Origin of the sequence: Oligoflexus sp. (assembly GCF_035712445.1) — a bacterium.
In the GTDB taxonomy this organism is placed as follows: domain Bacteria; phylum Bdellovibrionota_B; class Oligoflexia; order Oligoflexales; family Oligoflexaceae; genus Oligoflexus.
Genome location: NZ_DASTAT010000050.1, coordinates 1 through 26,035, shown reverse-complemented (window position 1 = coordinate 26,035; position 26,035 = coordinate 1). Strand labels below are relative to the sequence as shown.

Sequence of the window (26,035 nt, the reverse complement as noted above, 5' to 3'; positions counted from 1 at the left end):
GCCTCAAGGAACTTTTTCCGAACTCATGGATTTCATCTCGCGAACCACCCGCTGCCAGGCTGTTCGGGGTTGATCGTAAAGAAACGCAACCATATCGTCCGCGTCTGCATCACTGACATTCAAGTCGGGCATAAGTGTTCTGGGATCGATGCTCTGTGGCTCCATAATCCAACGTTTCAGATTTTCGGGCTTGTTTGCCAGCAGGCCGGCTAGATAGATTTGCTCATCGATTCCTTCAAGGCTTGGGCCGACACGGCCGTGGGCTTCCCGCACGCCTGGAATACGATGACAGGAACCACAACCGTATTGTTCCAGAGCCACCCTCCCCTGTTGCGAATTTCCAACAAGCGTATATCGCCGTGGCTCTCCAGGAAAACGATGCAATCCGAGTCCAAAAAAATTACCCACGATCGACAGAAGAACCAGCGCGCCTGCCAGCAGAATGATCCAAAGAAAAGAGAAGTTAAATCCTTGCATATGATTTATTCCAAGGTATCGGGAGATCAGCCGGAAAAGTTCATGCAAATTCCATGCTCTCGTACAAGTAATCAAGCATTTCTAAAATCATAAAAATTATTTAGATACAAACGAGTGAAAAGGAGATCGTCATGGACAGAAGAAAGCTTCTCACTCTCACTGTCGCGGGAACAGGTTGCGCCATCGCAGGCGCGGTGGGTGTTCCCGTGCTCATCAACATGATGGCTCCGGCCTTTGCCGAGAGCGACATCGAAGATTGGCGCCCTGTTGGTCCGCTGACGGATTTTCCCGTGGGTGCCATGCAAAATCGGGAAGTCGTGATTTCCGACCAGAAAGAACATCACAAGCTAAGCCGACGCTCTCTTTACGTATGGCGCCGGAGTGATCAGGAATTCGTGGTGTATTCCCGAGCCTGCAGCGACCTTGGCTGCCCTATTGTTTGGGACCAGGGCAGCGAATGGTTCTTCTGCCCTTGCCACGGTGGAATATTCGATAAGAATGGCGAGCGCCGAGCCGGCCCTCCTCAACGTGGACTTTGGAAGTATAGCAATCGCATTCAGAATGGTGTTCTGGAAATCAATGTCCGCTCCGTTCCCCCCATGGCCTGATCATGAGTACGAGTATGAAGAATGATGAGAAGCCGAAAGAAAACGCTGTTCATGCTGCGATTGATCGGCTGGCACTGGGACCCATCTGGCGTAAATTTTTCGCAAGGCGGGTCCCAAAGGCCCGCTGGTACTATGGCGATGGGGCGACTCTTCTCTTATTGCTCGGCATTCTGATCATCACGGGCTTTGCCCTCGGTCTGATGTATTCGGCATCGCCTGACACCGCTTATGCCAGCGTTGTGAATATCACGCATCATCAGCTCATGGGTTGGTTCGTTCGCGGCATGCATTACTGGTCCGCAGGCATGATGGTCATAATCGTTCTCTATCATCTCTTCCGTCATATTCTTCTTGGTGGCTACCTGCCGCCTCGCGAAGGAACCTGGGTGATCGGTGTGCTCATGTTCTTTCTCATTATCATCAACTCCTATATTGGCTATACCTTGCGTTGGGATGAACGCTCCGTCTATGCCATCCGAGTGGCCTTAAACATCTTTCATCGCGTGCCCTGGATAGGTGATGAGCTTGTCTATTTCGTCCAAGGCGGATGGACCCAGGGAAGCCCGACCCTCAGTCGCCTTTATGCAGTGCATGTGATCTTCGTTCCTATACTGCTCCTTGGACTGGCCAGCTATCATCTTTACCTCGTCGTGTTTCACGGCGTCACGACCATTCCAGAACGCTTGAATCCCCCGGAAACAGCCGAGGAGCAAAAGGAACTTTACGATCGCCTGAAGCACCACGAAGACGAAGGCGAAACATTCTTCCCGTATACCATGGTGGAATCGCAGATCTTTGCTTTTGTGATTTTTTGCGTCGTCCTTGGCTTGACTCTGGCGCTCGGTCCTCGGGAGCTGATGCCGGAGGCGAATTTCACGGAAACGTCCTTCCCCTCGGAAGAATGGTGGTTCCACTGGTATAGCGCCTGGGTTGCTTATCTGCCTCCGTGGTTGACGACCTGGTTCTATCTTGGTTTTCCTCTGCTGCTTTTCCTGTTTCTCATTCTCGTCCCCTTTGTGGATCATGGAGCCAACCGTGGCCTCAGACGGCGTCCCTTGGCAGTGGGAATGATTGTGATCACGGTCCTGGGTCTTTTGACTTTGACAGGTCTTCGACTGGAGTCGGAATGGACGGCATGGCCGACGAAGGAACTCGTGCCGCTGCCGGTCCAGGCGCAATTGGGGCCGGATGCACAGCGGGGGCATCAGCTGTTTACAGAGTATAGCTGCATCAGCTGTCATGCTTTAGGGGGAAACGGCGGGGATGTGGGACCAGACCTCACCTCTTTGAAGGTGCGGCTGTCTGCGGATGAGCTGCGTGATTTCATCCGTCAACCGCCTAAACATGTGGCCATGCCAGCTTACGGGGAACGGCTTTCGAGTGAGGAACTCAATGCTCTGGTGGACTTTGTGCTCGTCGCGCAAACGTTCCCTCAGAAATATTAAACAGGCTTTATGAAGATTGATCATAGTGTTCAATTCGAGACGCCAGCGAAGCGGATTCAGGAATTCCTGGAAGCCAAATCCTCGGCATTTCAACCCTTCGGCCCAGCGGCATCCATGATAGCGGATCTTGGGTGGATCATGCTGCTTGCCTTCGGTGGAATTTTTCTTCTCGTGATCGTCCTTTTGGTTTTGGCCCTGAGGCGAAGCCGTCGACCAGCCGCGGTCCGACCGCCGATGGGAGATACCATATTCATCGCCCTCGGTGGCCTGATACTGCCGACGCTCATCCTTGTTCCGCTTCTTATCCATACGCTGCTCGTCACCAAGAAACTGGAGGCGCCCGCCGATGCTCTGGTCATTCGCCTGACAGGTTTCATGTGGTGGTGGGATGTGAAGTATCCCGAGCAGGACATTACGATAGCCAATGAAATTTATGTGCCGGTCGGACAGCCGGTCCGCTTGGAAATGACTTCAGGGGATGTCATCCATAGCTTCTGGCCCCCCAGTCTTTCCGGTAAAACGGATTTGATTCCCGGACAGACGACCGTTCATTGGCTGGAGGTGGACGAACCCGGCAGCTATCGGGCGCAGTGCGCGGAGTTCTGTGGACTGCAGCATGCACGCATGGCTCTTATGGTGATCGCGTTGCCGCCTGATGAATTTGCGGCCTGGACGACCAAAAAACAAAACGCTGGCGTAGAGGTCCATGATCCCATTCTGCAGCAGGGGCAAAGAGCCTTTTTGAATGAGGGTTGTGGCGAATGCCACACCATTCGTGGCACCGCGGCCCAGGGAAAAGTAGGGCCGGATTTAACGCATATCGGCAGCCGAAGCTCCTTGGGTGCCGGCGTGGTCGCCAACAATTACGGATCACTCGCCGGATGGGTGGCCAACCCTCAGGCCTTGAAACCCGGCAATCACATGCCGCCGTCTTACGTTCAAGCGGAAGATTACCATCCTCTCATCACCTACCTTATGAGCCTGGAATGAATATGGCGGTCGACGACACGAATAGGCAGCAGCGCCGCGAGGCCTTTGAAAAAGTCTGGACAGCGCCGGAAACCGGTCTGAAGTCCTGGTTTGCCACTGTCAACAATCAGCCTTTCGGCAACCGCTTCATGGTCTCGTCCCTGGTCTTTTTTCTTTTGGCCGGCATGATGGCTCTTTTGATGCGCCTGCAGCTCGCTGTGCCGGATAATGACCTGATGGGGCCGGAAACCTATAACCGCCTCTTCACCATGCATGGCGCGACCATGATGTTTCTCGTCATCCTGCCTTTTCTGGAAGGCGTGGCCATTTATCTGCTGCCGATTTTCGTCGGGGCCAGGGAAATGGCCTTCCCGCGCATGAGCGCCTTCAGCTTCTGGGTTTTCATTTCAGGCGGGTTTATTTTCTTCACCGGCTTTCTATTCAATGCGGTGCCCGACACAGGATGGTTCGTTTACGCGCCGCTGTCCTTGGAATCCTACTCAGGACTGGGTGTGGATTTTCTTTTGGTAGGTCTCGGATTTATCGAAATCGCAGGCGTCGGCACCGGGATTGAGATTGTTACGACCATTCTGAAGCTACGTGCGCCTGGCATGAGTCTCGGCCGTGTGCCACTCTTTGCCTGGACCTGGCTGGTCGCGGGGGTGATGATCATCGTCGCCTTTGCGACTCTCTTTGGAGCCACGGTTCTGATCGAACTGGATCGAGCCATCGGCACTAAATTCTTCGTGGCTGAAGCCGGAGGCAATCCCATACTCTGGCAGCATCTGTTTTGGTTCTTCGGTCATCCTGATGTCTATATCATGTTCATCCCCGCCACTGGTTTCGTGTCGATGATGCTGGCGACTTTCGCCCGTCGTCCGATTGCAGGCTATGGTCTGATCGTGGTGGCGGTGCTGCTGACTGGCTTTCTCAGCTTTGGACTCTGGGCACATCATATGTTTGCCACGGGGCTGCCTTTAATCTCGGCAGGGTTTTTCGTGGCGGCCAGTATCATGATCGGACTGGCCAGTGGCGTGCAGGTTTTTGCCTGGATTGCCACCCTGTGGCGCAGTTCGCCCGTTTTGAAAACGCCTATGCTATTTATTTTGGGTTTCTTTTTCATTTTCGTCCTGGGTGGTTTGACAGGCGTGATGGTAGCCGTTCTTCCCTTTGATTTGCAGGCCCATGACACGTACTTCGTGGTGGCCCACTTCCACTACGTTTTGATTGGTGGCGTGGTTTTTCCCATTCTTGCCGCCATTCATTACTGGTTGCCGCTCATCACGGGTCATCTCCCCAACGAAAGACTGGGACGCTGGAGTTTTTGGACGGTCTTCACCGGCTTCAACCTCACCTTCTTTCCTATGCACATCACCGGCCTTTTGGGTATGAGTCGCCGCGTTTACACCTACTCGGCGAATCTGGGCATCGGTGAGTTGAACTTCCTTTCGACTGTGGCATCTTTCATCATGGCCGCTGGCTTTATCATGGTCGTCATCAATGTCTTTTATTTCGGCATGCGGGGAAAAAAGGCCGAAAAAAATCCCTGGGGGGCGCGCTCATTGGAATGGAGCGTGACGGTCGATATGCCGAACTACATCTTCATCAAGCCGCCGGTGATCGTCAATCGTGAGCCTCTGGTGGATCAGGAGAGCGAAAAACCTGCTCACCTCGTCCAAATTTCAGATGCCATGGAAGCTCTGCCCAGCACCTGGCGCGCGACTCTCGTGACCGACGCCATAACTGGTGAACCACAAGCCATTCAACGAGTCGCAGGGCCTTCCTATATCCCGATCACGGCGGCCTCTGGCATCATCATCATGTCTCTCGCGACGCTTTTTAAAGGCTATATCGTGGCGGCCGTGGCCCTTGTCTTCACCCTTGGAGTCGTGGCTCACTGGCTCTGGCCGCGCGCCCGGGATATCCATAGGATGCGCAGCAGTGATGTCAGTCGTCTCACCGGCCTGCCGGTCGAACCCACCGGAACGCAGGCTGTGGGTTGGTGGGCCATGGCAGGAACGTTGACGGTCATGGCCACGATCTTCGGCGTCCTTTTTTATTCCTATTTTTATCTGCGCGTCTATTCGCCCGAATGGCCGCAGGGTGAGCTGCCGCTTCCTGATCTGTTGAAACCAGGCCTGACGTATGGCTCGCTCCTGGGCAGTGGCGCCTTGTTATTCCTTGGGCAGCAATTTCAGAAGGGTTTACTTCCTATTCTTTCCCTGCTGGGGTGCACTCTCATGGGCTTCATCGCCGGTGTTCTTATCCTTATGGATTCCGTACAGGCCGGCTTCACACCTCAATCGAATGCTTACGCTTCGCTCTTTCACACCATCATCTGGCATATGGTGGCTCTGATTGTCTTCGGTCTGGCCATGCTGGTATCGGCGATTCTGCATATGCTCCGCAGTGGTGATGGCGAGGTCTCCGGGACTCTGATCCTTCATCGGCAAATAACGGCCATGGCCTGGTATTTCACGCTGGTGATCGCGGCTTTGGTCTTCGCCACGCTTTACGTCTCACCCCGAGTTTTTTGAGGTTATGTCATGCGGGAAAGGTCCAGGATCTGGTTTGCGTTTCTCGGAGGGGCCCTGGCGTGGACGCTCCATTTGATGGGCACCTATGCTTTGAGTGAAGGCTTCTGTCGCAGCGGCCTCGCCCAAGTTTCCTGGATGGGCCTCAGCGTCATGCTCTGGAGTCTGGCACTGCTGACATTCCTGGCCGTGGCTGTCGCCGGAGTAGCCCTTTGGATGGCACGCCGCCAGCAACTTGCCAGTGTCGCGGATATTCGTGGTGGACAGGGTGATATCTTTCTTTTCATGGCAAGGAGCAGCCTGCTCATGAATGCACTTTTTCTTTTGGTCATTCTCGCCCAAACAGTTCCGATCTTCATCCTCGGGAGGAACTGCTGATGGGTTTTCTGCCGGGATGGGTTGTGCTGCTTCTGCTTTCGGAAACCGCCTGGGGTCATGGAAATGGCTCGGTTCAGGATGTTTTCGCTTGGTACCTTTTGATTTTGGGGAATCTCTCGCTCCTTGGTTTTCTCTACATTCGAGGCTGGCGAAAAAAAGCGCAGCATGAGTGGAGGCCTTTGATATTCTTTGCAGCTGGCATCATGGCCGTGCTCGCCGCCCTGCTGCCGCCGATTGATCTTCTGAGCGAGGAGCTTCTTTCCATTCATATGATTCAGCACATGCTGCTCATGATGGTGGCAGCTCCGCTCTTTGTCTTTAGCTACTCGGATTTTTTTATGCGCATGGGCTTTTCCAACGCGGGTCGCCGGCGTCTTTGGAAGTTGCAGCGCAGCCTTTCAGGACGTGGGCTGCAGCGCGCCGCTCGACCGCTTGTCATTGCGGGTCTTTATGCTTTGGTTCTTTGGATCTGGCATCTGCCGCGACTCTATGAATCCGCTTTGGGCAACCGATGGATTCACAATGTTCAACATCTCGCATTCTTCATCAGTGCCTATTTTTTTTGGAAGGTCCTGCTGCGACGTATCGGACGACCGGCGCTTAATGCGGCCGCGGGAATTATTTACCTCTTTGCTGCATCCCTGCATTCCACCGCACTGGGTGTGCTGATGGCTCTCTCGCCGCAGATCTGGTATTCCTTCTACGCGCATACCACCAGTGCTCATGGTTTGACTCCGATCGAGGATCAGCAGCTGGCTGGCTATATCATGTGGATGCCGGCTGGCTTCAGCTATGTGCTGATCGCCGCCTGGCTCACTCTACGACTGGTGAGGGTTCCCACGGAATCTTCTTCCAGCTCATTTTAAAAGCAGATTCCTTATCCATGAGTCAACAACGAACGAGGGTACCATGCGGCAAATTTTACCGGGATTTTTTACTTTCCTGGCGTCAGTTTTTTTAAGTTCATGCACACCCGCTGCGTCCAGCAACGAGCCGTCTACGGATCCATTCAAAGCTGAGAGCAAGTTTCCCGAAGGTCCTGTCGTCCTGCCAGAAACGATTTTGGCTACGACTCGGCTGGGTTCAACCCAGGACGATGTGAGACCACCGAAAGGTCCTGGAATGATACTTATGGGCGGCGGAACGGATGTGGATTCAGCCTTTGTCTGGGCCCACGATGTGATAGCCGGGGATCCTCAGACCAAGGCCGGTGATGTGCTGGTCATCCGGGCCACGGGAGCTGATGGCTACGATGCCTATCTCAATGGTCTGGCCATGTTTTCTTCCGTTCAAACCCTCGTTATCCCGAGAGTCATATCCACGGCTGATCTTGCCATCGCTGCAAAACTGGTGGATCGGGCCGAGCTGATCTTTTTCGCAGGGGGAAACCAGGCGGATTACGTGGCCTGGAAGGACAGCGAACTGATGAAAGCGGTCCAGCGGGTTTACCAGCGGGGAGGAGTTATCGGTGGAACCAGTGCGGGCCTTGCTATTATGGGACCTTTTGTCTTTGATGCTGTCAGCGCGGGAACCGCAAGCGTCACGACCGGCACGGCAACGCGGGATCCTTTTGATCCGGCCATCAGTTTCACCCGGGGCATGCTCAACGTCCCCTTCCTCAAAAACCTTGTGACCGACAGCCATTTCCGTCAGAGAGAACGATTCGGACGGCTGGCTACATTTATGGCAAGACAATTCGCAGACGGCGCGATATCCGCCCCCGACCTTGTCACCGGGCTGGGCGTGGATGAAGCGACCGCCGTCCTTCTCGATAAAAATGGCAAAGGCGTGTTGGCCCCGGGATCGACGGGAGCTGCGTATGTGATCAAAAGCGCAAGCGCGGTGCGCATCGTGGAAGGTCAGAGCTTTCTATCCAATACTCTGGATGTAATCAGGCTGGATGCCGCGGAACAGTACTATGATTTTGTCCAGGCCTGTGGCACGGGAGCGCGTTACAATTTTACGGTCGACGGAGCCAACCTTTATCCCATGGATGCGCCCTACACGGTGAGCGCAAGTCCAGGAACCTGCCCCTGAGACCATCAGTCACAGCGAATCAAATCCAAAGGTACCTTGGCCTGTGTTTCGAAAAGATCCACCCTCAGATCGAACATGGGCCTGACCGTACCGATATCCCTTTGCAGCAAAAGGTTCGAGATATCCAGCTCGGCAATGGCCACGGTTTCGGTATTGGGATCGGCTTCGGCTTCGATGGAATGAGACGGAAACGCGAAGTCGCTCGGGGTGATGATCGCGGACTGCGCGTAGTTGATCATCAGGGTTTCGGCGTGCGCAAGGTTGCCGACATTTCCGGCGATGACCACATACACGCAGTTTTCCACCGCACGGGCATGCGCGCAGAAACGTATGCGGTTATAGGCCTTTCTTTCATCGGTCGCAAAGGGGACGAAAAGAACCTCCGCTCCGTAGTTGACAAGCAGGCGGCTCAATTCAGGGAATTCAATGTCGTAGGACACCAGAATAGCGATGCGGGCCATCGGTGTATCGAAAACCCGGATGGCCTCGCCGGGATTGAAGGCATAGGATAGGCGCTCCGAGCGTGAGATGTGCAGTTTATCCTGCTCATAGACGCGGCCGGTCGGAGTGAAAAAATACGAGGTGTTGTAAACCCTGTCGCCGCGCAGGCAGGGGTGGGTTCCGCCGATGATATAAAGCCCATGCGCCTGGGCCAGTTCCCGGAAAAGTTCTTTGTACTCGTCCACCCTTTGGGCCAGTTCCTTCAGTTTGGATGGTATATCATCACGATTATGCTGCAGAAGACCGAGCAGCTGCAGCGTGAAAAGTTCGGGGAACAAAAGAAAGTGGCAGTGATAGGACGCGGCGGTCTTCACAAAGAAGATCACATTGCGCCGGAATTCTTCCCAGCTTGTGATATTTTTCATCTCGCTTTGCGCGGTGCAGACGCGAATGCGGCGAACCGGCCTTTTGATGGGCGTCGAGGCGATGCGACGCTTCGCTTCGGAAAAATCCGGATTGAGCTTTTCCAGCCAGGTCGTGTAGTTCATGCTGGAGCGATCGACCAGCTGATCAAACAGAATGGCCTTCACCGAATAGCCGGCCTTCAGGTGCGCGATCAAAGCCGGATCCAAAATCCGCCGCGCCTGCACCTCATGCACATACTCTTCGGGCGTGAACTGGCCCACGTACTTATGGTAGTTGGGCAGGCGTCCATGGGCCACCATACGCCTTAAATTATAGCGTTTCATGATGCGCATGCGCTGGCCGTAGAGAAGCCCCGCAATCCCGCTGCCCCGATAATCCGGATGCACGGCAATATCCGCACCATAGAGCGTGTCACCACTCGGATCATGGGTACTGAAGGTGCTGTCGCCGGTGATTTCGGAATAGGTGTAGTAAGGCTGCGCATCATCCAGCTGGACAATGATCGCGCAGGCATAGCCCACGATTTTGCCGTCCGCTTCGGCCAGCACCTGGCCTTCGGGAAACTTCTTGAATTCAAGTTCGAAGAGGCGGCGATCACTGGCCGAGTCGGTGGGAAAGTCGCTTTGATAAACGGCTTTCTGGCACTGAACAAGGCCCGCAAAGTCCTCTTCCCGCCAGCGCCTTATGATAATCTTGCTTTTCTTCGGAGTCGTCTTTGGTGTCACAGGTCCCTCGCCGCCATCGTTCCCAACGCCTGAGGTTGGCACAAGTCATGCGCCGAGACCAGATCCTTTTCGGTGATCGTACGCATGACGGGCGGGAAAGACTCCAATGGGACGTGGGTAATATCACCTTGGAGCGATCAGGCCCGGGTCTTCTGCGGTTTTGCAGTACGCTGAAAATAAGCCTGCCAGCGCTTATCCGCATCCTGCCCGAAGAGTATCGCGGCCGCTTTCTTCAGACCGGCGCTCTGCTCCAAAACTTCATGCTTCACAACGAGGCTGAGGCGTGTGCGGCGGCGCAGGAAATCCTCCAGGTCCACGATAAGCTCATGATCGGCCATATGCGCGACTTCGGCGAAGAGCACGGGCGCTTCGGGAAGCACAGGCTCCGCCAGGGAGGGATCGGCCTGGATGCGTTCGGCAAGGCTCAAAGCGTCATCACCGTAAAGGCGCCAGAGCCTTTCACTGGATCGACCCTCGCCCTTCCATTCCTTATCATTCCACCGAAGAGTCGCCACAAGTTTTCGGTATTTCTGTTCCATCACAGGATCACCGGCACCGTACCAGATGGCAGCTTCACCATCAGTCAATCCCATGTCGCGGACGTCATCCACCAGTTCCCGGCCGATATTCAAGCAGTCGGTGAGCTTGCCCCCAAAGATACTGATATGCCTGTCCTCATGATTGCATTCGAGCACATGCTTGCGCGACAGGTTGATCCATTCCTCCTGATCGAAATCACCCGCGTTGCCTTTGATCACCAAGGGCCTGACGCCGCAGCGTTCGGCGATCACATCGGCCATGGTCAAAGGCTTCGGAAGATTGAGGCGCTTATTGATGTTATCGAGGATGAACTGGCGATCCTCATCATTCACAGTGGCCGGCAGCTCGGTCACGCGCGTGTCCGTGGTACCGATGCAGGAACAGGAGCCCATGGGAATCACGAAAAAGAGCCGACCGTCATCGGCGAAAAACGTCAGCACGCGCTCGCTCTCATTCAAACGCGGCACGATCAGATGCACGCCTTTGGAAAAGATGTGCTGATGCTGGGTCGTGACGCCACAGGCCTTATTGAAGCGATCCGCGAAGGGGCCACCGGCATTGATCAGGACCCGCGCTTTCACCGCAAAACTTTCCTTGGCCTCATGATCGACACAGGCCACCGACCAGAGTCCATCATCCCCGCGCTGCCCCTCGCGGGCTTCCACATAATTTAGAACGGCCGCTCCGGAACGCAGGCCGCGGCGAATGAAGTGAAAGACGAAACGGGCGTCATTGTCCTTTAAAAAACAGTCCGAATACTCAAGCCCGCCCTGACTGGTTTTGGTTGAAACCAGGGGCTCATCCCGTTCAATCGTAGCCCGGGACAGAAGGCGCGGCGGACGGGTTTTAAAACGACCCATAAACCAATAGAGGACCGCCCCCAGAAAGACCAGGATACGGGGTTTCCGAAAGCCACGCTCGAGATTGGTGAAAAAGCGCAGCTCCTGCACCTCATGCGGGTAACGACGCATGAGTTCGTTGCGGGATCGACAAAGGTCCCAGACCAGGGAAAATTCATAGCTTTCGAGGTATTTGATGCCGCCCCAGACGAGGTTCGAGGATTCCTGGGAGGTGCTGGAGGCAAAGTCCTTTTTTTCGACCAAGGCTACTTTATAACCAGCCGCGCTCAGGGCTGCCACGGCCACCGCACCGTTGATGCCGCCGCCCACGACGGCCACATCGAATGTCTCTGTTTTGAGTCTTTGGCGTATGGCTTGTCTTTGACTCTCACCCTTCATATCAGGCCCGTCCCCGCGCTTTTTTGGTTTTATGGAATCGGTAAAGTCGAATGCAAAGTAACGCGTTACCCGTAGCTTGCAAAGACCTTTCCACCGAAAAAACCCGCCCCGCTCACCGGGATGTTCGCTGAATCGAACGGGCTCTTCCTTAGTCTAACGTATGTGAGCTGGCATCGGCAGGGCGGCCCTGCAATTGACGGCCCCATCAAACTACGTCACAATTTTAGTAGATCCTGGGCATACGGATGTGAAATGACCGAAAAATTGGAAAAACCGAGTCGCAATTACTTCCGCCTGGAATATCCCAAGGAAGCCAGGCCGCAGATTGCCATCGGCAACGGAAAATTTCCTGTGATCAATCTGAGCGAGAAGGGTGTGAAATTCTCCTTCGACGCCAAGCGTTCAGCTTTTGTCCTGGATACGGAAAATCCCTTGGATGCCACGATTATTTTTCAGGATCACGGCCGCACGCAGGTGACGGGCAGGATCCTGCGCATAGATTCCGATGCTGTCGTCCTGGAACTCACCGAGGGCGTGCCGCTGCAAAGAATCATGACGGAACAGCGAGTTTTGCTCAACAAATTCGGGAATCTGAAACGCCCCTTCGAAGGCTAGGAATCATCATGGCTGTTCCTCCCAACCGTTTTGCAAGCCTGTCTCAGATCTGGTTGCCGGCCGGGCTTTTCGTCCTGAGCGTGGTGTCCATTCTTTTTACCCTCAGGAATGATGAAGACATTCCGGTCATAGGTCCGGTGGAACGTCCGACGCTCGATTCGTCGGACCTGGACGCGCAGCGTTCCATGATCAATCAGGCTCTGCAGGGCTCCGCGCACTGGCGAACCTACTGCGAAAAACCGGATGAGGCCCTGGCTTCGATCCGTTTTGCTCATTTGGTTGCGAATACCACCGATTCCCGCTGGACGGAACTGCGGCGGCACTTTCCCCAGCGTGAGCAGGATGCGCTGCTTCGCTGTCAGAATGCAGAACGCCAGACCGAAGGCACCATGCGCGCCTGCCTTTATCTCGGCAGCAAGGATACCCATGCGAGCCTGCATCTGATTGAACTGACTTTGGAGCTGCGCGAGCAGGGCCGAAAAAAAGTTTTTAGCTGTGCGGAAGCATTGAAGGCGGAAATGCCGGTGGAGCTGGCGGCCTGGTATACGTATTCATGGAGTATGGAGACCGGGAAGAAGCCTGTTCGCTTTGAGCGTTTAACCGGGGGAACACGCATCTTCCCGCCCCTTGCGCAAAATGCCGAAAGGCCGACCGCGAGCGGTCGACCTTGATGAGTTATTCAGCCGTCATGAAAGACGGGTCGATTAAAGCAGCCCCTTATTCAAAGGTACTGGCAGCAGTCAGATAAGGCTTGAACCAGCAGGTAGGACGGGTGCCGAGGGCCAAGCCTTCGGACTGGTTGCAGGTATACTGCACAGCATCCATCTCGCCATCCTTGGTGTTGCGCTTGCTGCCAAGATCCTTCGCAGGAATCACTTTCGCATCCCAATCCTTGCCGCAAAGCGCACCAGCCGCATAGGTATCCAGACGGCACTGGCCAGCAGGGTGAGCGTTGTTGGTGCGACTGACAGCCGACTTGTCAGGAGTCGACCACGAAGCCTTGGTACCGCCCAAAGCCGACAGAAGGTCAGCCAGCGACTTTCCACCCGCCATCATACGATAGCAGAGGTTACGATCGGAGCTTGTGCTCCAGACTTTGTCACACTGCGCCTTGGGAATCGCATCGAGATCGGCGGCGAAGCGTGCGTTTTCTTCATCCTGACCGCCCCAGAGGAGACGACCGCAGGCGAGAGTCGCGAAATAATCCGACTGGCCTTCATTGGCAGCCCACGACGAGCTGAAAGGATATCCGCCCAGGTGATGGCCGATTTCATGGCACAGAACCAGAGCAAAACCATCACGAGTCACTTCAGGGCGACGAGCGAGGCCGCCGTACATGTTCACCTGCCAGGTGGTGCCGGTTTGAACCGCACTGGCGTTCACTGTGGAGTCACTCCACAGACGGTTGACTTTCAATTTGGCGCCGAAGCCTTGGAACACCTGTGCATAGGTGGCTTCTGCTTCGTCGATGACCCTGTTGAATTCGTCCTGGGTAATTCCAGAGGCGCGAAGAAGACCGTCTTCTTTCCAGAGATCGTTCTCTGGCAAAAAGTCAGCCTTTGCGACGGAAGCCGTGAGGACAAGTCCAGCGAAAGCCGTTGAAGTGATTCGTGCAAGCATCTTCTTTTTCCCTTTTGTTTTTTAGGGTTATTGATGTTTACAAGAATAATTGGTCGGCTGGCCAAGACAATTTCGGAAAACTAAAGTTTTTGACTTACGAAATTTGACTGAATTGTTTTACGCGTACCAATGGTTACAAGCCGCCAGGTTGGTTTTGCTCAATACTCGTAATGAGGGATTTACGCGACAGGTGGTTTCATGCTGAGGTGACCGAATGCCGCAGCATACGGTCTGAAGGATTCATCAAACTCGACTACTGCGCCGTGCAGGGGCAGCGGGTTTTTTCGAGGCCTTCATGAAAAGGTCCTGCAGCACACTGGCCTTCTCTTCCGTCAAAAGTGGCTGGCCTTCCGCATCCTCGACCGCGATGCCGAGCTGAATGCAGCTGCAGGCGAACGCGAGCCAGTCCAGATCCTTGGCAGCACGAGGACGTGGCTCGAAATACACCACCTTTTGAATCTGCCCGCCGCGAAGAAGCGCCAGCGCTCCTGCCAGCTCGTCCCGGTCGATGCCGTCAGACTTGAGGAAATCGGGGGTCCAGCGGATTTTCTCGGCGCTGAGATTCTGGGTTTTCTGCCAGCCGCGCAAGCTCGTCCAGAGCGTCGGGTCTTTGATTTTTTCCCCTGGCAGATAGCAAAGAGTCTGAGCCATGTCCTGTCCTTCTTCCAAATTCTTACGTGTCGAAAGTCTCTCCTGTCCGGGCTTTTGGATCAAGAGCGTCTGAAAGGACCCGGTAAGGATGCAAAATACGCAGCTTTTGTCGGGAATAATTGCACTATTTAATTATTTTCAGGTTTTCCCGAAAGCGAACCGATAAAGGGTAAGGTCCACCGCAGGGGAAATAATTATGCGCACCACCATGAATTTCTTGGGGCTATGCTTCATTTCCTTATGTTGGTTCAGTTGCAAGGAAGGTCCGAAGTTTGACAGCCGAAACAAATCGGCTCAGGCCAAGGACGTGAAACCCGCTGCCGATGATGACAGCGAGGATGCTGAAGCAGCTCAGGCTGCGCTTGAGCCCGTTCCGATTGGTGGCGCTTACCTGGCCTGCCGCTATGAAGTCATGCCTGACAACGGCGAAGTCTGGTGTCGCCTGGAAGAGAATAGTCAGCCCGTGTTTGTGAATTCGTCTCCAACTCTGGAGAATTGGGTCTTCACGCAGAATGATGTTCCCTTCGATGCCGCACCCCTGGCCTTGGATACGACGAGCGGCTGGCAGTGGGCGATTAAAATCCCCCAGGATATCCTGGTGGACGTCTCGCTTGATATCTTTGTCAACGGCATGCGCTATCACTTCAATACCACTATCTCGAGCTTGCCGCCTGATGATGACAATAGCGGTCCGGGTTCCGGTACAACGCCCGCGGCTCCGATGCAGGACAAACGCTATGCCTATGGTGGAAGCGCGAGTTTCGTCGTCGATAATAATCCCTTCTCACTCGCGGCACCGGAAAGCTGTCTGCCGGCTGAAGGCGGGAACACGTTGCCGGATCCAACTTTGCCGAACCTGCGCCTCTTTTTGAAGGCGCAGAGCTTTCACTTTCCCTTCAAAATGAGCAAGGACAGTCTTCTGACCGTGAGCCTCGATGAAGTCTGCGGTCAGATGCGCCCGATTCATTATGCTGAACTTTTAGGTCCCGGTGTGAATATCCGTGCGGCCATTCCCATCGGTGCGAAAAAAGTCGTGGTAACGCGGGGTACGGCGCTGCCGCCCGGCGATTATGAAGTGCGCGTTCACTTTGTTCCGCGCAGCTTTGCTGATCTGCAGGCGCAGGAAAGTTTCGCCTTTGGCAAAATGATTCTGGAATCGAGCAGCGAGCTGTCGCCTGGACGGGCGTATACCAACAATAATAAACCGGACTGACTCCGCTGAAAACGATAAGAGCGACCCCTCTTAACGAGGAGCCGCTCGAAAGCACAGTAAGCTCAAACTCAATCCTTGGCGCCGGCAGCCTTGGCCTTCGGCTCAGCATCATCGGCTTTTCCCTTACGGGCGCCTTTGGCTTCAGCCTTGGCCACGTCCGACTCTTTTTTCGGTTCCTGCAGATTGGGGAAATTGAGCTTCTTCTTCACTTCGTATTCGATCTGGGCTTTCAGCTCGGGATTGCCTTCCAGGAATTCCTTCGCTTTCTCACGGCCCTGACCCAAACGCTGATCCTTGTAAGAGAACCAGGCGCCGGTCTTGGTAATGATTTCATGGTTGGAAGCCAGATCGATCAGATCACCGATATGGGAAATACCCGTACCGAAGAGCACATCGAACTCCGCTTCTTTGAAAGGCGCGGCAACCTTGTTCTTCACGACTTTCACACGCACGCGGTTCCCGATCACATCCTCGCCCTGCTTGATGGACGCCAAGCGGCGGATATCAAGACGAACCGAAGAATAGAACTTGAGCGCGTTACCACCGGTGGTGGTTTCCGGACTTCCAAACATCACACCGATCTTCATACGGATCTGGTTGATGAAGATGACCGTACAGTTCGTACGGGACACGGAGCCGGTCAGTTTCCGAAGAGCCTGGGACATCAGGCGGGCCTGAAGACCCACATGCATGTCACCCATCTCGCCTTCGATTTCCGCTTTCGGGGTCAGAGCCGCCACAGAGTCGATGATCACAAGGCTCACCGCTTCACTGCGCACCAGCATATCGACGATTTCCAGAGCCTGTTCGCCGGTATCAGGCTGTGAAACCAGAAGTTCATCCAGGTTCACGCCGATCTTTTTCGCGTAGGAGGTATCAAGAGCATGCTCAGCATCCACAAAAGCTGCCACACCGCCGGCTTTTTGCACTTCAGCCGCAATATGCAGAGTCAGCGTTGTTTTCCCGCTGGATTCTGGTCCAAAGATCTCGATCACACGTCCCTTGGGCAAACCACCCACTCCGAGAGCTGCATCCAGTGACAAGGAACCGGTCGAAATAGATTCGATCCGACTGGCATCCTGCTCCGCCTGACCCAAACGCATGATGGCACCTTTGCCGAATTGCTTCTCAATCGAGCTCAGCGCTGCGTCAATGGCCTTTGTGCGTTCGGCGGAATTTTCTAAACCCATGTTATCTCCTCTCGATAGTGTCGATCCGCTCCAGAGCCATCAGGGTTCCCCCTGCTACGGCCATGGGCATCAAAATAAAATGAACGAAGGGTATCACCAGCCACAGGCCAAAGCCTAAAATGGCAAAATAATCCTGTCTCGCTTCCCTTAACCTTTGTTTCAGACTCCAGCCTCGCCTGGCCATGGGATAATCATAGTAATCCCACCCTACCAGACTAGCTGCCACAAATATGCCCAGAAGATTCAGCCCCGGTACCAGAAAGACCAGAAGAGACAGTACCATAATGAGCAGGACCTTCTTGAGTTCCTCCGGAATATTCTTGAGCGACTGCCACAGCGAGATTTCCGTCACCCGCCCCCGCTTCTCCTTCTCCACCGCACAGGACAGCAACTCATAGAGCGGCGCCGCCAGAACGTTGGTGGTCAAAAGACCAAAGAGAAGAGACAGTCCCAAAGCTGCCAGATAGAGCAGGCCCTTGCTTATGTAATAAAGAAGGACCCAGAGCCACCCCTCACCCGGTTCGAAGAGCAGGGTTCGCATAATATCCGCCTGGTATTCCCAAAAAAGCAGCAGCGCAGCTGCCATCAGTCCCAATCCTACCAGAGTTGGGATGAACAAAAGAAGGAACCAAATCGGATGTTGGCTTAGCCACTTGACTCCCAACCAATACAGACGACTGCCGCGAACCAAATCGCGGATGGGATTGATCATGCGAAACATACTTTCCTGCCGCAGGGGCGGCATCTTCAGCTACGGAAACCGGAAGCCGATACACAGTCTAAGCATTCTCACGGGAAAACTGAAGAGACATCCCATGCAAGCGTCCGCGGCTGAAGACTCAATCCAACAACCATACAATGATATGGCCTCACACCCTTTTAAACGGTTTTCCATCCGACTTCCAAGAGAAATTTTGTACTTTTTTGCAAAGGCGTGGAGCTCATGCATTCTGCTGCTTATTTGGGGAGCAAACCCCCATGCATACGCGGCTGAGTCCCAGGACGGATGGCGCTCTGCGGCGCTGATGCCCTGGCAGCTGATCGGTCTGGATGCGGAGTTCACCCTCCGCCATCGCGATCAGTTACAAAAGCTGCATGGAGCGCTGCAGGAAGCCTGGATACAGAATGCGAAACCCTTGGATCAGATGGCGAAGGAAGCGAAGGTCATGCTTTCGCTGAACGAGCAGCGTCTGGCTCATAGCATCATGGCAGGACGATCACGTTCCTCTCTGGCCGAGCCTCATCATCTGCAGCCGGTCATCTGTCCGATTGGCGACAGCCTGCTCTTTGCCATCGAGCTGATCAGTACGAGGCGGGCTCAGCTGCTCGGCGCCCAGCAGATCCTTGTGCCACGCGCCGACTGGGAGCAGTGGAAAAAAAAGGCACCCGCTCCTTTGATGCCGGATCCCTCGTGGCGTGAGGCCGTGCAAAAACTTTTGAATGATCCTGTGATCCCAGAGGCCGCAGCGCGCGAAAACCCCTTTAAATTAAGGCTGGGACTCATGCGCGGCAGTCACGACGGACGCAAGGGCTCGCATCTTTGCCTCAATATGCTCACCGCGCATGCGCTCGCGCCATCGTTTACTGTTCTGCCGCTGGTCGGTGAACGCGAGGCCTTTCATCTGCGCCGCGTCTGGGACATTCAGGAGCCGATGATCCGGGCCACGCGGGAACTCGTTCTGGACTGGGGCATGCAGCCGAAAGGTCCAAGCTTCGAAGCCGATGCGCGCTGGAGTGAAGCTGTGCTGGGTTCGTCGATCAACTCGCATGTGCGGGTGCGCACCACCATCGACATCTCTCAGGAAAAACTGCAGCTGCCAACCGAACTGATTCAGCTCCTGCAGAAAGAGGCCGGCAGCATCAAAGCGGATGACTGGCCCCAGGTCGCGAAGATTTATGGGGCCTGGGCTTATCTGGATCGCGGTCGGGCCTGGGGTCTTGAGATGAATGATCGTCTTTATCTTGATGATGGGCAGAGGCTGATCAAAGGTCATGTCGTCGGATTTTACGGCAGCGGCCTGGGGCTGACCTCGCCGCGTGGTTTTCCCATTCACGAGGGGGCGATACTCTTCATTCGCACCGGCCAGAAAAAAGTCAAACTGGGCGATGGCTTTCGCTTTGATCCCACTCGCTTTCCCACACCCTGGCCCCCTGTGCGGCAACCTTCACAGGCCAGCGCGCCGTGACGCTTGATTCTGAAAATGTTCCGCGAGACGCTGCAGCTGCCTGACGTTGCCGACGACCCATAAAAGATCCTTTTCCTCGAGCACCAGATCTGATTTCGGACTCCTGAGGCGCTCACCATCGCGTTCAATGCCCACGACCATGCAATCAAATTGCTCGCGCACGCCGGAATCCCGGATGGTGCGATGCAGAATGCGGGAGCCGCTTTGAATTTCAAAGGGCCTCAGAGCATAGCTCGCATCCTCATCCTCCCCCTGCGTTTCAGGGCGGCGAATCAGATCCGCATGGAAACGCTCCAGCTCTTCATCCGTTCCAAAACAAAGGATCACATCACCCGGATAAATGCGTTCCGTGGCTTTGGGAGCCACGAGGTCCTTGTCGCCGCGTTGAATCACGACCACATTCATCCCAAATCGTTCGCGCAGACCGAGTTCAATCAGAGTCTGCCCGACGATCGAGGAATGCGGATCGACGGTAAATTCCGCAAGGTGAGCATCCCAAGGAACAAGATGAGAATGAACGGAATCCTCGGGGCTGTTTTCCATGCCGGCAATAAATTTTTCCTCGAACCATCCATAAAAACTTTCAAAACGCCGACGAAAGAGGAAGAAAAAGAGCGTTGCCAGTCCCGCGGTGACCAGGAGCACGAGCCACACCGAAAAAAATTCGAGACTGAAAACCGTGAGCAGCACGACTGTTGCAATCCGGCTGACAAGGCCGGCCAGCTGATAGGGCGCGCGAAACGCCGTGAGCATGGCCCAGATAAAAGGCGCGGACAGCACAAAGCTCAAAAGCCAGGCCACGGCCTGGGCAATTTCCCGCCTTACAATCTGCCCGGCGAGCCAGGGATAAACGCGGTATCCGATCGCGATGAAGATGGTCAGCACGATGATCATGCAGGCGAGCCAACGCAGGGCACGCACATAAAAATCCTTGCTGAAGGTGCCGCCCGAGGATCGTCTTTGAATGAACGATCCGTAACGATCAAGCCGCGTCATCGCCTCGGGCGACAGCCTGCGTTTGATGGCCTCGGTCACAGGTCCTGCATATCGGATGAAATAAGGCGTGGTAAATGTCGTGATCAGCGATGCGGCCACGATGATCGGATAAAGGTCAGGACGAATCGCATTGTAGGAAAGACCGAGGGTGGCAATGATGAAGGAGAATTCACCGATCTGGGCCATGCTGAAACCACTGTGCACCGCGGTGCCCAGCGACTGTCCCGTGACCAGTGTGCCCAGCGCCACCGAAAGAACTTTACCACAGATGATCACAACGCAAAGAATGAGAATGCTCGCCCAGTTACTCAGGATGATCGCGGGATCGAGCAGCATGCCGACCGACACGAAAAAGACCGCACCGAACATATCCTTGAGCGGTGTGACCAGCTCCTCGATGCGATGCACCTCACGGGTTTCCGCCAGTATCGAACCCATGATGAAAGCCCCGAGCGCCACCGAGTAATGAAAGTAAGCCGACAGGGATACGAGGGCGAGGCAGAGCCCGAGCGAAAAGATGATCATCATTTCATTATTGCCGCGCCGCCCCACAGCACGAATTAAACGCGGCACCACGAACATGCCGATGACCAGCCAGGACCCCACGACCAAAGCGAGTTTCCCGCCCGCACTCACAAGGTCCATGCTGCTGACGGTGGACTTGCTTGCGATATTTGACAGGGCCACGAGCATAATGATGGCCGCGAGATCTTCCACAATCAGAATGCCGAAGACCAGCTCCGCGAATTTTTTCGTCTTCAGGCCAAGTTCTTCCAAAGCCTTGATAATGATGGTGGTCGAAGAAATGGCGATCATGCAGCCCAGAAACACGGCATCCATCGAAGTCCAGCCTAGAACCCGGGCTGTCACATTCCCTAAAATAAGCATAGTCAGAATCTGAATGACGGCGGTCATGCCTGCCGACACTCCAACCTTGGCCAGACGCCGGAAACTGAATTCCAGACCCAACGCGAACATCAGAAAAATAACGCCCAGCTCGGCCCAGACCTTCACGCTCTCCACATCCACCACGGAAAAAATCGGCGGCGTATAGGGTCCCACGATAATGCCCGCAACGATATAACCCAGGACCACCGGCTGTTTGATGAGGCGAAACAGAAAGGTCACCAGTGCCGCGACACCCAGGATCACGGCAAGGTCTTGAATCAGGGGTGCGAGGTGCATAGGGGTTTCTCCTGAATGGTTCGTCCAGGCAAGGCCGGGCCAAAACTCTAACAAGAGGAAGGCATGACGTATATCTTTTTTTTATGTCTGGGCGCTGCCAGGACGCAGAAATTCCAGGTGCTGACGGATACAGTCAATCCGTTCCGCAAGCGAGAGGGTGACAGGAAAAGGCTGGATTTTAAGCCCGAAGCAAGAGGCCTGGGCCGCCGCGGCCAGGGCAGCGTGCACCGCGTCGGCATTCAAAAGGGAATGGGTGGGACGCCAGGGGCCGACACCGATGCCTTGCACGGGCGCATGATTATCGAGCCAGGTACCGTAAAGGGGATCGTTCTGCGCGGTGGACGAGAGGAATACACTGCGCAATACGCCGGCATGAGCCGCTGTCTGAATATGATGCAGAGCGCCCTCCACCTGCCTTGTTTCCAAAACGGAGCGCCCCCAATTGATCGTGATGCCGAGTCCAAGGTCCTTGGCGATCGTGACTTCATCCGCCAAGGGAAGAAAACCTTTGGCCGGGATTTGACCGGGAATCACAGCGTCGCAGTGTTCCAGCCACAGTTCCACCGCACCCCAATCCATGGCCACGATGTCTTCGAGTGACCTTCTGAACGATGCGGCTTCGGCTTGTCCCGTCGGGGCACTATGCAGCTGAACAGCCCGCACAGCTGCGCGTCCCGTGTGGTCCTCAAGGCGGTGAATGCGCTGTCTGATTTCAGAAATGAATCGCAAAGCCGCAGCACGCCCTTCGTGATCCGGCGAGGCGAGACCAAAAAGAGGCTGTTTTTCCAGGCTTTGCATGACATAGGGAAGCGGTGTGAGAATAAAATCAAGATCCCGCGGCAGACAATGAAGGTGCCGCCAGGGATCGTCTTTTTTTTCCAAAAGGTGCAGGGGCAACTCCAGCCCCGCAAGCCCGGGCAGCTGATGGATGGCCGCATAAAAATCCGCGGCGTCACGTTCAGAAAATCTTTCCAAAGTGGCCGTCAGCGCATAGGCCCCTACCCACCATGACCGCTTCCCGCCGATCACTTGCCTTTTCCTTTCTTCTGAGGCGCCGCCGGTGCCGCTTCGATCACAGGCTCCTCTTTGCTTTTGCAGCTGACGTCCGCATCGGCGAACTGAAGGCCTTTTTCGCAGGCATAGCGCCGCGCGAGTTTTTTGGCTTCACAGGGATTGCTGCCATCGAAGCTCTGGCCACTGAATTGGCAGCTGGTCGGAAGGTATTCGCGGGTGCAGAAACTGTCTTCGTTGCAATCCTTGGCGGCAGCGACCTTCAGGTCTGTTTGCGTATCCATATTCGTTTCTCGAGAGTTCGGTGCTGGGGTAGCACAAGCAGCTAGCAGGCAAGTCAGCACAACAGGGAAAGCAAACCTCATGAAGGAATCTCCAAATAGGCAGTTTACGGAATACGATACAACAATAGTTCTTTTGACAGAACGAGCAACACCCATTTTGACCAACCTAACATAATTAAAGGAACGTTTGAACAAAGAAGGAACTTCAATGCAAATCTGCATGTCTTACTGGCAATGGCCCTCAGAACATTCATGACAGCAAAAGTGCGAAATGATTTTCTACAGCGTCATGCAGCTTTGAACATAGCTCAGTCGAGTTGAACACGAGCTTTTCGCGATATTTGTATTGAAGCATTTCCAACCATACTGCTAGTATCGTCCGACAAAACGATACTCTGACTTGGAGTCATATATGCTTCGAAGAAGCGAATCCTTAATCAGCCTACTGCTGCTATCATCATTCACAACTGTGAATGCGCAGAGCAATACAGCTCCTGCTTCAACGCCGACACCTTCTCCAACTCCCGCGCCCACAAGGACTGAATCCGCAAACAAAGACGCGGAGGACAAAAAGCAGGAGAAGAAAAGTGAACGCATCCAGGTCACAGGTAGTCGGATCCGTCAGCTTGATCTTGAAGGACCTAAGCCTGTTATAACGGTAGACCGAAAAGATCTTGAAAAGAGTGGGGCGGTCAACCTCAACGAGGCTCTTAATAAGCTGACGGTAGCATCCTTTGGCTCCGGTGAATATGGATCGAGCTACGGTGCACCCGAAGGCACTCAGACAGTTGACCTGCGCGGCCTGGGTGAAGGGAACACCTTGGTTCTCCTGAACGGCCGCCGTATTGTCCGCGATCCGAGCCTCGAGTTTATCGACCTGTCGGTGATTCCAACAGCTGCTGTCGAGCGAGTGGAAATCATCACCGGAACCGCGTCAGCTATTTATGGTACTGATGCCTTAGCCGGCGTTATTAATATCATCACCCGTAAGCAATATGACGGAATGTCTTTTGGCTACTCGTTAACCAAAGCGCGTTTCGGCGGCGGTGACCGCGATCAGGTCTACGTGATGTCCGGGACAAATAGTGATAAAACGTCCAACCTGATCACAATGCAGTGGGACGAAAGCAAGCCTATTCTTGCCAAAGATCGTCCATGGTTTGACACCAATTTCCGGTCGTCGCGCGGTACGCCATTCTCATATCAGACTGCTGATGGTTTCGCTCCAGTAGGGCCCTGTGTTGACGGTGATAAATTCTCGGGGGCCAACGGCGAGAATCGGTTCTGCGGTTATGACTATTGGGATATCTATCAACTTCAGGGCAACTGGCAGAAGGTTTCTGTCCTTGATGAATTCTCTTACCAAGTCACGGACAACACCAAGATCAATCTCCGGGTGTTTGGAACCAAGAAGACGGCGAAGACAGTAGGTTTGCCAGCAGTGCTGGACGTGGCCAGCGATGCATATAGAGTTTCTGAAGCTGCGGTTAATGCCCTTCATCCTGAGCTAACAACCGGCGCAGACGCAGCAGTTTTTAGCCCGGATCCAAACAATGGCAATCAGAATGGAGTTCTCGTCCATGGTCGAGTTCCCCAATCTGTGTCTGGGACCAAGACAGATCAAACAACTTTTTCCGCTGCAATGGGCGTTGTGCACAGCTTTGGCGATGACCAGGAGCTTGAATTCAACGTTTCTGACAGTCGAATCTACAGGTCGCACGTGTGGACCAACTTTATCGATGATCAGCGGTTTAGAGAAGCTGTTTTCAACGGGGAGTTCGATGTTCTGGCACCTGTGCCGACTGGTGACGTAAGCCTTTATTCTTTGGATGTTCCTGACACCGACAGCTCCACTGCAAAATCCGCTGAAATTAACTATTCTGGAACTTTCGACATCCTGGGCAAGAGCGCAGGGTATTCCGTCGGTGCATCGCACATTCTCGAATCGTACATGAACCGCGCGGCACCGAACAAGCTTGCGGGTCAGGTCAAAGGTCTCGGCGGCGGCGGGGGCCAAGGTGATCGAAAAGCGAATGCTGTTTACGCTGAACTCGGCATACCACTTGTTTCGACGTTGGAAGCCAGCTTGGCCGGTCGTTTTGATGATTACTCGGATTTCGGAAACACATTCAATCCGATGGCTGGCTTGCAGTACCGTCTCGGCAAAGAATTTTTTGCTCGACTGAATGCAGGAACAGGCTTCAAAGCGCCGACTTTACGTGATTTGCACGATCAGGAAGCTCGTTACTTCACTGACTTTACTGATTACAAACTATGTAACCAGGCTACAGAAGCTGGCGATGCAGGAAACATCACCAAATATTGCACCCTAGATCAGTCAGCCGAAATCCGCAGTGGCGGCAACTCTGAGCTTGATCCGCAGACATCCACCAGTTTCAGCGCCTATCTCGGATACGAGCCTTTCATCGGCACCGGTTTATCAGTGGAATATTTCAACCAACAGATCAAAGACGTGATCACGACGATCAGTGCTGATGAGCTGATGCAATTGGATGCTGCTGGCCGCGATTTGCCGAATGGAACAGCCATTATTCGTGATCCTACGACCCAAGAAGTGACTGAGATCATCAGCCCAAGCACAAACCTTTCAACGACGAAAGCTTCGGGGCTTAACTTCACAGGTTACACGGAATATGCCGCTGGCTTCGGAACCTTGTCGTATAAGGGGGATTACTCTTACTACCTGACCTACACTCGCCAAAAACTGCCCGGTGGCAAGTTTGAGCAGTACCTCGAAGAGGGGGGAATTCCTCGCTGGCGCTGGACGAACACTTTTGGATACAGCATTGGCGACAATAGCCTTCGTCTCATCAGCAACTCGAATGGTCGCTATCAAAAATCCAACAAGCAGCTTGGGTACATTGGTTCATTTTCCAGTTGGGATTTGAACTACGGCTACACTGTGAGCCGGAACTTTGATTTCGAGCTGGGTGGCCAGAACATCTTCAACCAGGGCTTCCCTCAGGACGACAGTGATGCCATCGGTCGCGGTGTCGGCGGGGCGTTCTATCCCAGCATCGGTCCCACGTTCTTCACTCGTTTAAATTTCCATATCTAAGCACTGTGTTTGGGTAAAAGCAGAGAGGGAGGTATTTACCTCCCTCTTCTCAAGTTTGGACAAAAAAATACTCATTTCCACAAAATAAATAGACCTTCCAAGAACCTGGCCTAAAGTGAGATTACGACAAAACACTTGGTGGCTGGCATGGAAGGTCTACTCACAGTACTTCTAAACCTAATCGCTC

22 protein-coding genes are annotated in these 26,035 nt (G+C 54.2%); 12 read left to right on the top strand and 10 right to left on the bottom strand.

What is annotated here, in order from left to right; all coding sequences use genetic code 11:
- Positions 1–3: 3 nt before the first annotated feature.
- On the bottom strand, positions 4–477 hold the full coding sequence (locus VFO10_RS10050; RefSeq protein WP_325139611.1) for a c-type cytochrome: 474 nt from the start codon (positions 475–477) through the stop codon (positions 4–6).
- Positions 478–608: 131 nt separating this feature from the next.
- Here VFO10_RS10050 and VFO10_RS10045 point away from each other — a divergent pair, with 131 nt between their 5' ends.
- The 7 genes from VFO10_RS10045 (at position 609) to VFO10_RS10015 (ending at position 8,448) form a co-directional block, all read left to right on the top strand.
- Entirely contained in the window at positions 609–1,085 is a 477-nt protein-coding gene (locus tag VFO10_RS10045; RefSeq protein ID WP_325139609.1) for a ubiquinol-cytochrome c reductase iron-sulfur subunit, read from the top strand.
- Positions 1,086–1,099: 14 nt separating this feature from the next.
- The gene (locus VFO10_RS10040) at positions 1,100–2,530 is read left to right on the top strand and encodes a cytochrome b N-terminal domain-containing protein (RefSeq protein ID WP_325139607.1); all 1,431 of its coding nucleotides are present in this window, start codon (positions 1,100–1,102) and stop codon (positions 2,528–2,530) included.
- A 9-nt stretch (positions 2,531–2,539) separates the two neighbouring features.
- Positions 2,540–3,520 carry a cytochrome c oxidase subunit II gene (gene coxB, locus VFO10_RS10035; RefSeq protein ID WP_325139605.1) on the top strand — a complete coding sequence of 327 codons (981 nt, stop codon included), beginning with the start codon at positions 2,540–2,542 and terminating at the stop codon, positions 3,518–3,520.
- Positions 3,517–6,036: a cbb3-type cytochrome c oxidase subunit I gene (locus VFO10_RS10030; RefSeq protein WP_325139603.1), complete on the top strand. Its 2,520-nt coding sequence runs from the start codon at positions 3,517–3,519 to the stop codon at positions 6,034–6,036. Before coxB ends, VFO10_RS10030 begins: the two co-directional genes overlap by 4 nt.
- 9 nt (positions 6,037–6,045) lie before the next feature.
- Positions 6,046–6,411, top strand: a complete 366-nt coding sequence (locus tag VFO10_RS10025; protein WP_325139601.1) for a hypothetical protein — start codon at positions 6,046–6,048, stop codon at positions 6,409–6,411.
- The gene (locus VFO10_RS10020) at positions 6,411–7,277 is read left to right on the top strand and encodes a cytochrome c oxidase assembly protein (protein WP_325139598.1); all 867 of its coding nucleotides are present in this window, start codon (positions 6,411–6,413) and stop codon (positions 7,275–7,277) included. Before VFO10_RS10025 ends, VFO10_RS10020 begins: the two co-directional genes overlap by 1 nt.
- A 196-nt stretch (positions 7,278–7,473) precedes the next feature.
- Positions 7,474–8,448, top strand: a complete 975-nt coding sequence (locus VFO10_RS10015) for a cyanophycinase (protein ID WP_325139596.1) — start codon at positions 7,474–7,476, stop codon at positions 8,446–8,448.
- A 5-nt stretch (positions 8,449–8,453) separates the two neighbouring features.
- On the opposite strand, the gene VFO10_RS10010 is transcribed toward VFO10_RS10015, so the two are convergent.
- Entirely contained in the window at positions 8,454–10,040 is a 1,587-nt protein-coding gene (locus VFO10_RS10010; RefSeq protein WP_325139594.1) for a bifunctional GNAT family N-acetyltransferase/carbon-nitrogen hydrolase family protein, read from the bottom strand.
- Positions 10,041–10,177: 137 nt separating this feature from the next.
- A complete protein-coding gene (locus VFO10_RS10005) occupies positions 10,178–11,818 on the bottom strand; it encodes a glycerol-3-phosphate dehydrogenase/oxidase (RefSeq protein WP_325139592.1) in 1,641 nt (546 codons plus the stop codon).
- A 252-nt stretch (positions 11,819–12,070) separates the two neighbouring features.
- Between VFO10_RS10005 and VFO10_RS10000 the strand changes: the two genes are divergently transcribed.
- Together VFO10_RS10000 and VFO10_RS09995 are read left to right on the top strand one after the other, a co-directional pair.
- Positions 12,071–12,433, top strand: a complete 363-nt coding sequence (locus tag VFO10_RS10000) for a PilZ domain-containing protein (protein ID WP_325139590.1) — start codon at positions 12,071–12,073, stop codon at positions 12,431–12,433.
- A gap of 8 nt (positions 12,434–12,441) precedes the next feature.
- The gene (locus VFO10_RS09995; protein WP_325139588.1) at positions 12,442–13,104 is read left to right on the top strand and encodes a hypothetical protein; all 663 of its coding nucleotides are present in this window, start codon (positions 12,442–12,444) and stop codon (positions 13,102–13,104) included.
- Positions 13,105–13,150: 46 nt separating this feature from the next.
- Here VFO10_RS09995 and VFO10_RS09990 read toward each other — a convergent pair whose 3' ends face one another.
- Together VFO10_RS09990 and VFO10_RS09985 are read right to left on the bottom strand one after the other, a co-directional pair.
- On the bottom strand, positions 13,151–14,053 hold the full coding sequence (locus VFO10_RS09990) for a hypothetical protein (RefSeq protein ID WP_325139586.1): 903 nt from the start codon (positions 14,051–14,053) through the stop codon (positions 13,151–13,153).
- A gap of 243 nt (positions 14,054–14,296) precedes the next feature.
- On the bottom strand, positions 14,297–14,704 hold the full coding sequence (locus VFO10_RS09985) for a hypothetical protein (RefSeq protein ID WP_325139584.1): 408 nt from the start codon (positions 14,702–14,704) through the stop codon (positions 14,297–14,299).
- 196 nt (positions 14,705–14,900) lie between these two features.
- On the opposite strand from VFO10_RS09985, the gene VFO10_RS09980 reads away from it, so the two are divergent.
- The gene (locus VFO10_RS09980) at positions 14,901–15,917 is read left to right on the top strand and encodes a hypothetical protein (RefSeq protein WP_325139582.1); all 1,017 of its coding nucleotides are present in this window, start codon (positions 14,901–14,903) and stop codon (positions 15,915–15,917) included.
- A 68-nt stretch (positions 15,918–15,985) separates the two neighbouring features.
- Here the strand turns inward: VFO10_RS09980 and recA are convergent, their stop codons facing one another.
- Positions 15,986–17,107: a recombinase RecA gene (gene recA, locus VFO10_RS09975; RefSeq protein WP_325139580.1), complete on the bottom strand. Its 1,122-nt coding sequence runs from the start codon at positions 17,105–17,107 to the stop codon at positions 15,986–15,988.
- A gap of 1 nt (position 17,108) precedes the next feature.
- Positions 17,109–17,819, bottom strand: coding sequence for an EI24 domain-containing protein (locus VFO10_RS09970; protein ID WP_325139578.1), 711 nt, complete (start codon positions 17,817–17,819; stop codon positions 17,109–17,111).
- Between the two features lie 313 nt (positions 17,820–18,132).
- On the opposite strand from VFO10_RS09970, the gene VFO10_RS09965 reads away from it, so the two are divergent.
- A complete protein-coding gene (locus VFO10_RS09965) occupies positions 18,133–19,293 on the top strand; it encodes a hypothetical protein (protein WP_325139576.1) in 1,161 nt (386 codons plus the stop codon).
- Here the strand turns inward: VFO10_RS09965 and VFO10_RS09960 are convergent.
- The 3 genes from VFO10_RS09960 to VFO10_RS09950 all read right to left on the bottom strand — a co-directional run bounded on the left by VFO10_RS09960 (position 19,273) and on the right by VFO10_RS09950 (position 22,769).
- Complete coding sequence (locus tag VFO10_RS09960) at positions 19,273–21,474, bottom strand: cation:proton antiporter (protein WP_325139574.1); 2,202 nt, start codon at positions 21,472–21,474, stop codon at positions 19,273–19,275. The genes VFO10_RS09965 and VFO10_RS09960 overlap by 21 nt on opposite strands.
- An 81-nt stretch (positions 21,475–21,555) precedes the next feature.
- Positions 21,556–22,503, bottom strand: coding sequence for a DUF4862 family protein (locus tag VFO10_RS09955; RefSeq protein WP_325139572.1), 948 nt, complete (start codon positions 22,501–22,503; stop codon positions 21,556–21,558).
- On the bottom strand, positions 22,500–22,769 hold the full coding sequence (locus VFO10_RS09950) for a hypothetical protein (RefSeq protein WP_325139570.1): 270 nt from the start codon (positions 22,767–22,769) through the stop codon (positions 22,500–22,502). Before VFO10_RS09950 ends, VFO10_RS09955 begins: the two co-directional genes overlap by 4 nt.
- A gap of 412 nt (positions 22,770–23,181) precedes the next feature.
- Here VFO10_RS09950 and VFO10_RS09945 point away from each other — a divergent pair, with 412 nt between their 5' ends.
- Positions 23,182–25,848, top strand: a complete 2,667-nt coding sequence (locus VFO10_RS09945) for a TonB-dependent receptor plug domain-containing protein (protein WP_325139569.1) — start codon at positions 23,182–23,184, stop codon at positions 25,846–25,848.
- Positions 25,849–26,035 lie beyond the last annotated feature (187 nt).

Bases quoted from the DNA above. Each gene is read 5' to 3' on its own strand.
- VFO10_RS10005 (WP_325139592.1), bottom strand. From the start codon at position 11,818: ATGAAGGGTGAGAGTCAAAGACAAGCCATACGCCAAAGACTCAAAACA.
- VFO10_RS09970 (WP_325139578.1), bottom strand. From the start codon at position 17,819: ATGATCAATCCCATCCGCGATTTGGTTCGCGGCAGTCGTCTGTATTGG.
- coxB (WP_325139605.1), top strand. From the start codon at position 2,540: ATGAAGATTGATCATAGTGTTCAATTCGAGACGCCAGCGAAGCGGATT.
- VFO10_RS09980 (WP_325139582.1), top strand. From the start codon at position 14,901: ATGCGCACCACCATGAATTTCTTGGGGCTATGCTTCATTTCCTTATGT.
- VFO10_RS09945 (WP_325139569.1), top strand. From the start codon at position 23,182: ATGCTTCGAAGAAGCGAATCCTTAATCAGCCTACTGCTGCTATCATCA.
- VFO10_RS09960 (WP_325139574.1), bottom strand. From the start codon at position 21,474: ATGCACCTCGCACCCCTGATTCAAGACCTTGCCGTGATCCTGGGTGTC.
- VFO10_RS10025 (WP_325139601.1), top strand. From the start codon at position 6,046: ATGCGGGAAAGGTCCAGGATCTGGTTTGCGTTTCTCGGAGGGGCCCTG.
- VFO10_RS10050 (WP_325139611.1), bottom strand. From the start codon at position 477: ATGCAAGGATTTAACTTCTCTTTTCTTTGGATCATTCTGCTGGCAGGC.
- VFO10_RS09950 (WP_325139570.1), bottom strand. From the start codon at position 22,769: ATGGATACGCAAACAGACCTGAAGGTCGCTGCCGCCAAGGATTGCAAC.
- VFO10_RS10000 (WP_325139590.1), top strand. From the start codon at position 12,071: ATGACCGAAAAATTGGAAAAACCGAGTCGCAATTACTTCCGCCTGGAA.
- VFO10_RS10040 (WP_325139607.1), top strand. From the start codon at position 1,100: ATGAAGAATGATGAGAAGCCGAAAGAAAACGCTGTTCATGCTGCGATT.
- VFO10_RS09985 (WP_325139584.1), bottom strand. From the start codon at position 14,704: ATGGCTCAGACTCTTTGCTATCTGCCAGGGGAAAAAATCAAAGACCCG.
- VFO10_RS10020 (WP_325139598.1), top strand. From the start codon at position 6,411: ATGGGTTTTCTGCCGGGATGGGTTGTGCTGCTTCTGCTTTCGGAAACC.
- VFO10_RS10030 (WP_325139603.1), top strand. From the start codon at position 3,517: ATGAATATGGCGGTCGACGACACGAATAGGCAGCAGCGCCGCGAGGCC.
- VFO10_RS09990 (WP_325139586.1), bottom strand. From the start codon at position 14,053: ATGCTTGCACGAATCACTTCAACGGCTTTCGCTGGACTTGTCCTCACG.
- VFO10_RS09965 (WP_325139576.1), top strand. From the start codon at position 18,133: ATGCCCTGGCAGCTGATCGGTCTGGATGCGGAGTTCACCCTCCGCCAT.
- recA (WP_325139580.1), bottom strand. From the start codon at position 17,107: ATGGGTTTAGAAAATTCCGCCGAACGCACAAAGGCCATTGACGCAGCG.
- VFO10_RS10045 (WP_325139609.1), top strand. From the start codon at position 609: ATGGACAGAAGAAAGCTTCTCACTCTCACTGTCGCGGGAACAGGTTGC.
- VFO10_RS09995 (WP_325139588.1), top strand. From the start codon at position 12,442: ATGGCTGTTCCTCCCAACCGTTTTGCAAGCCTGTCTCAGATCTGGTTG.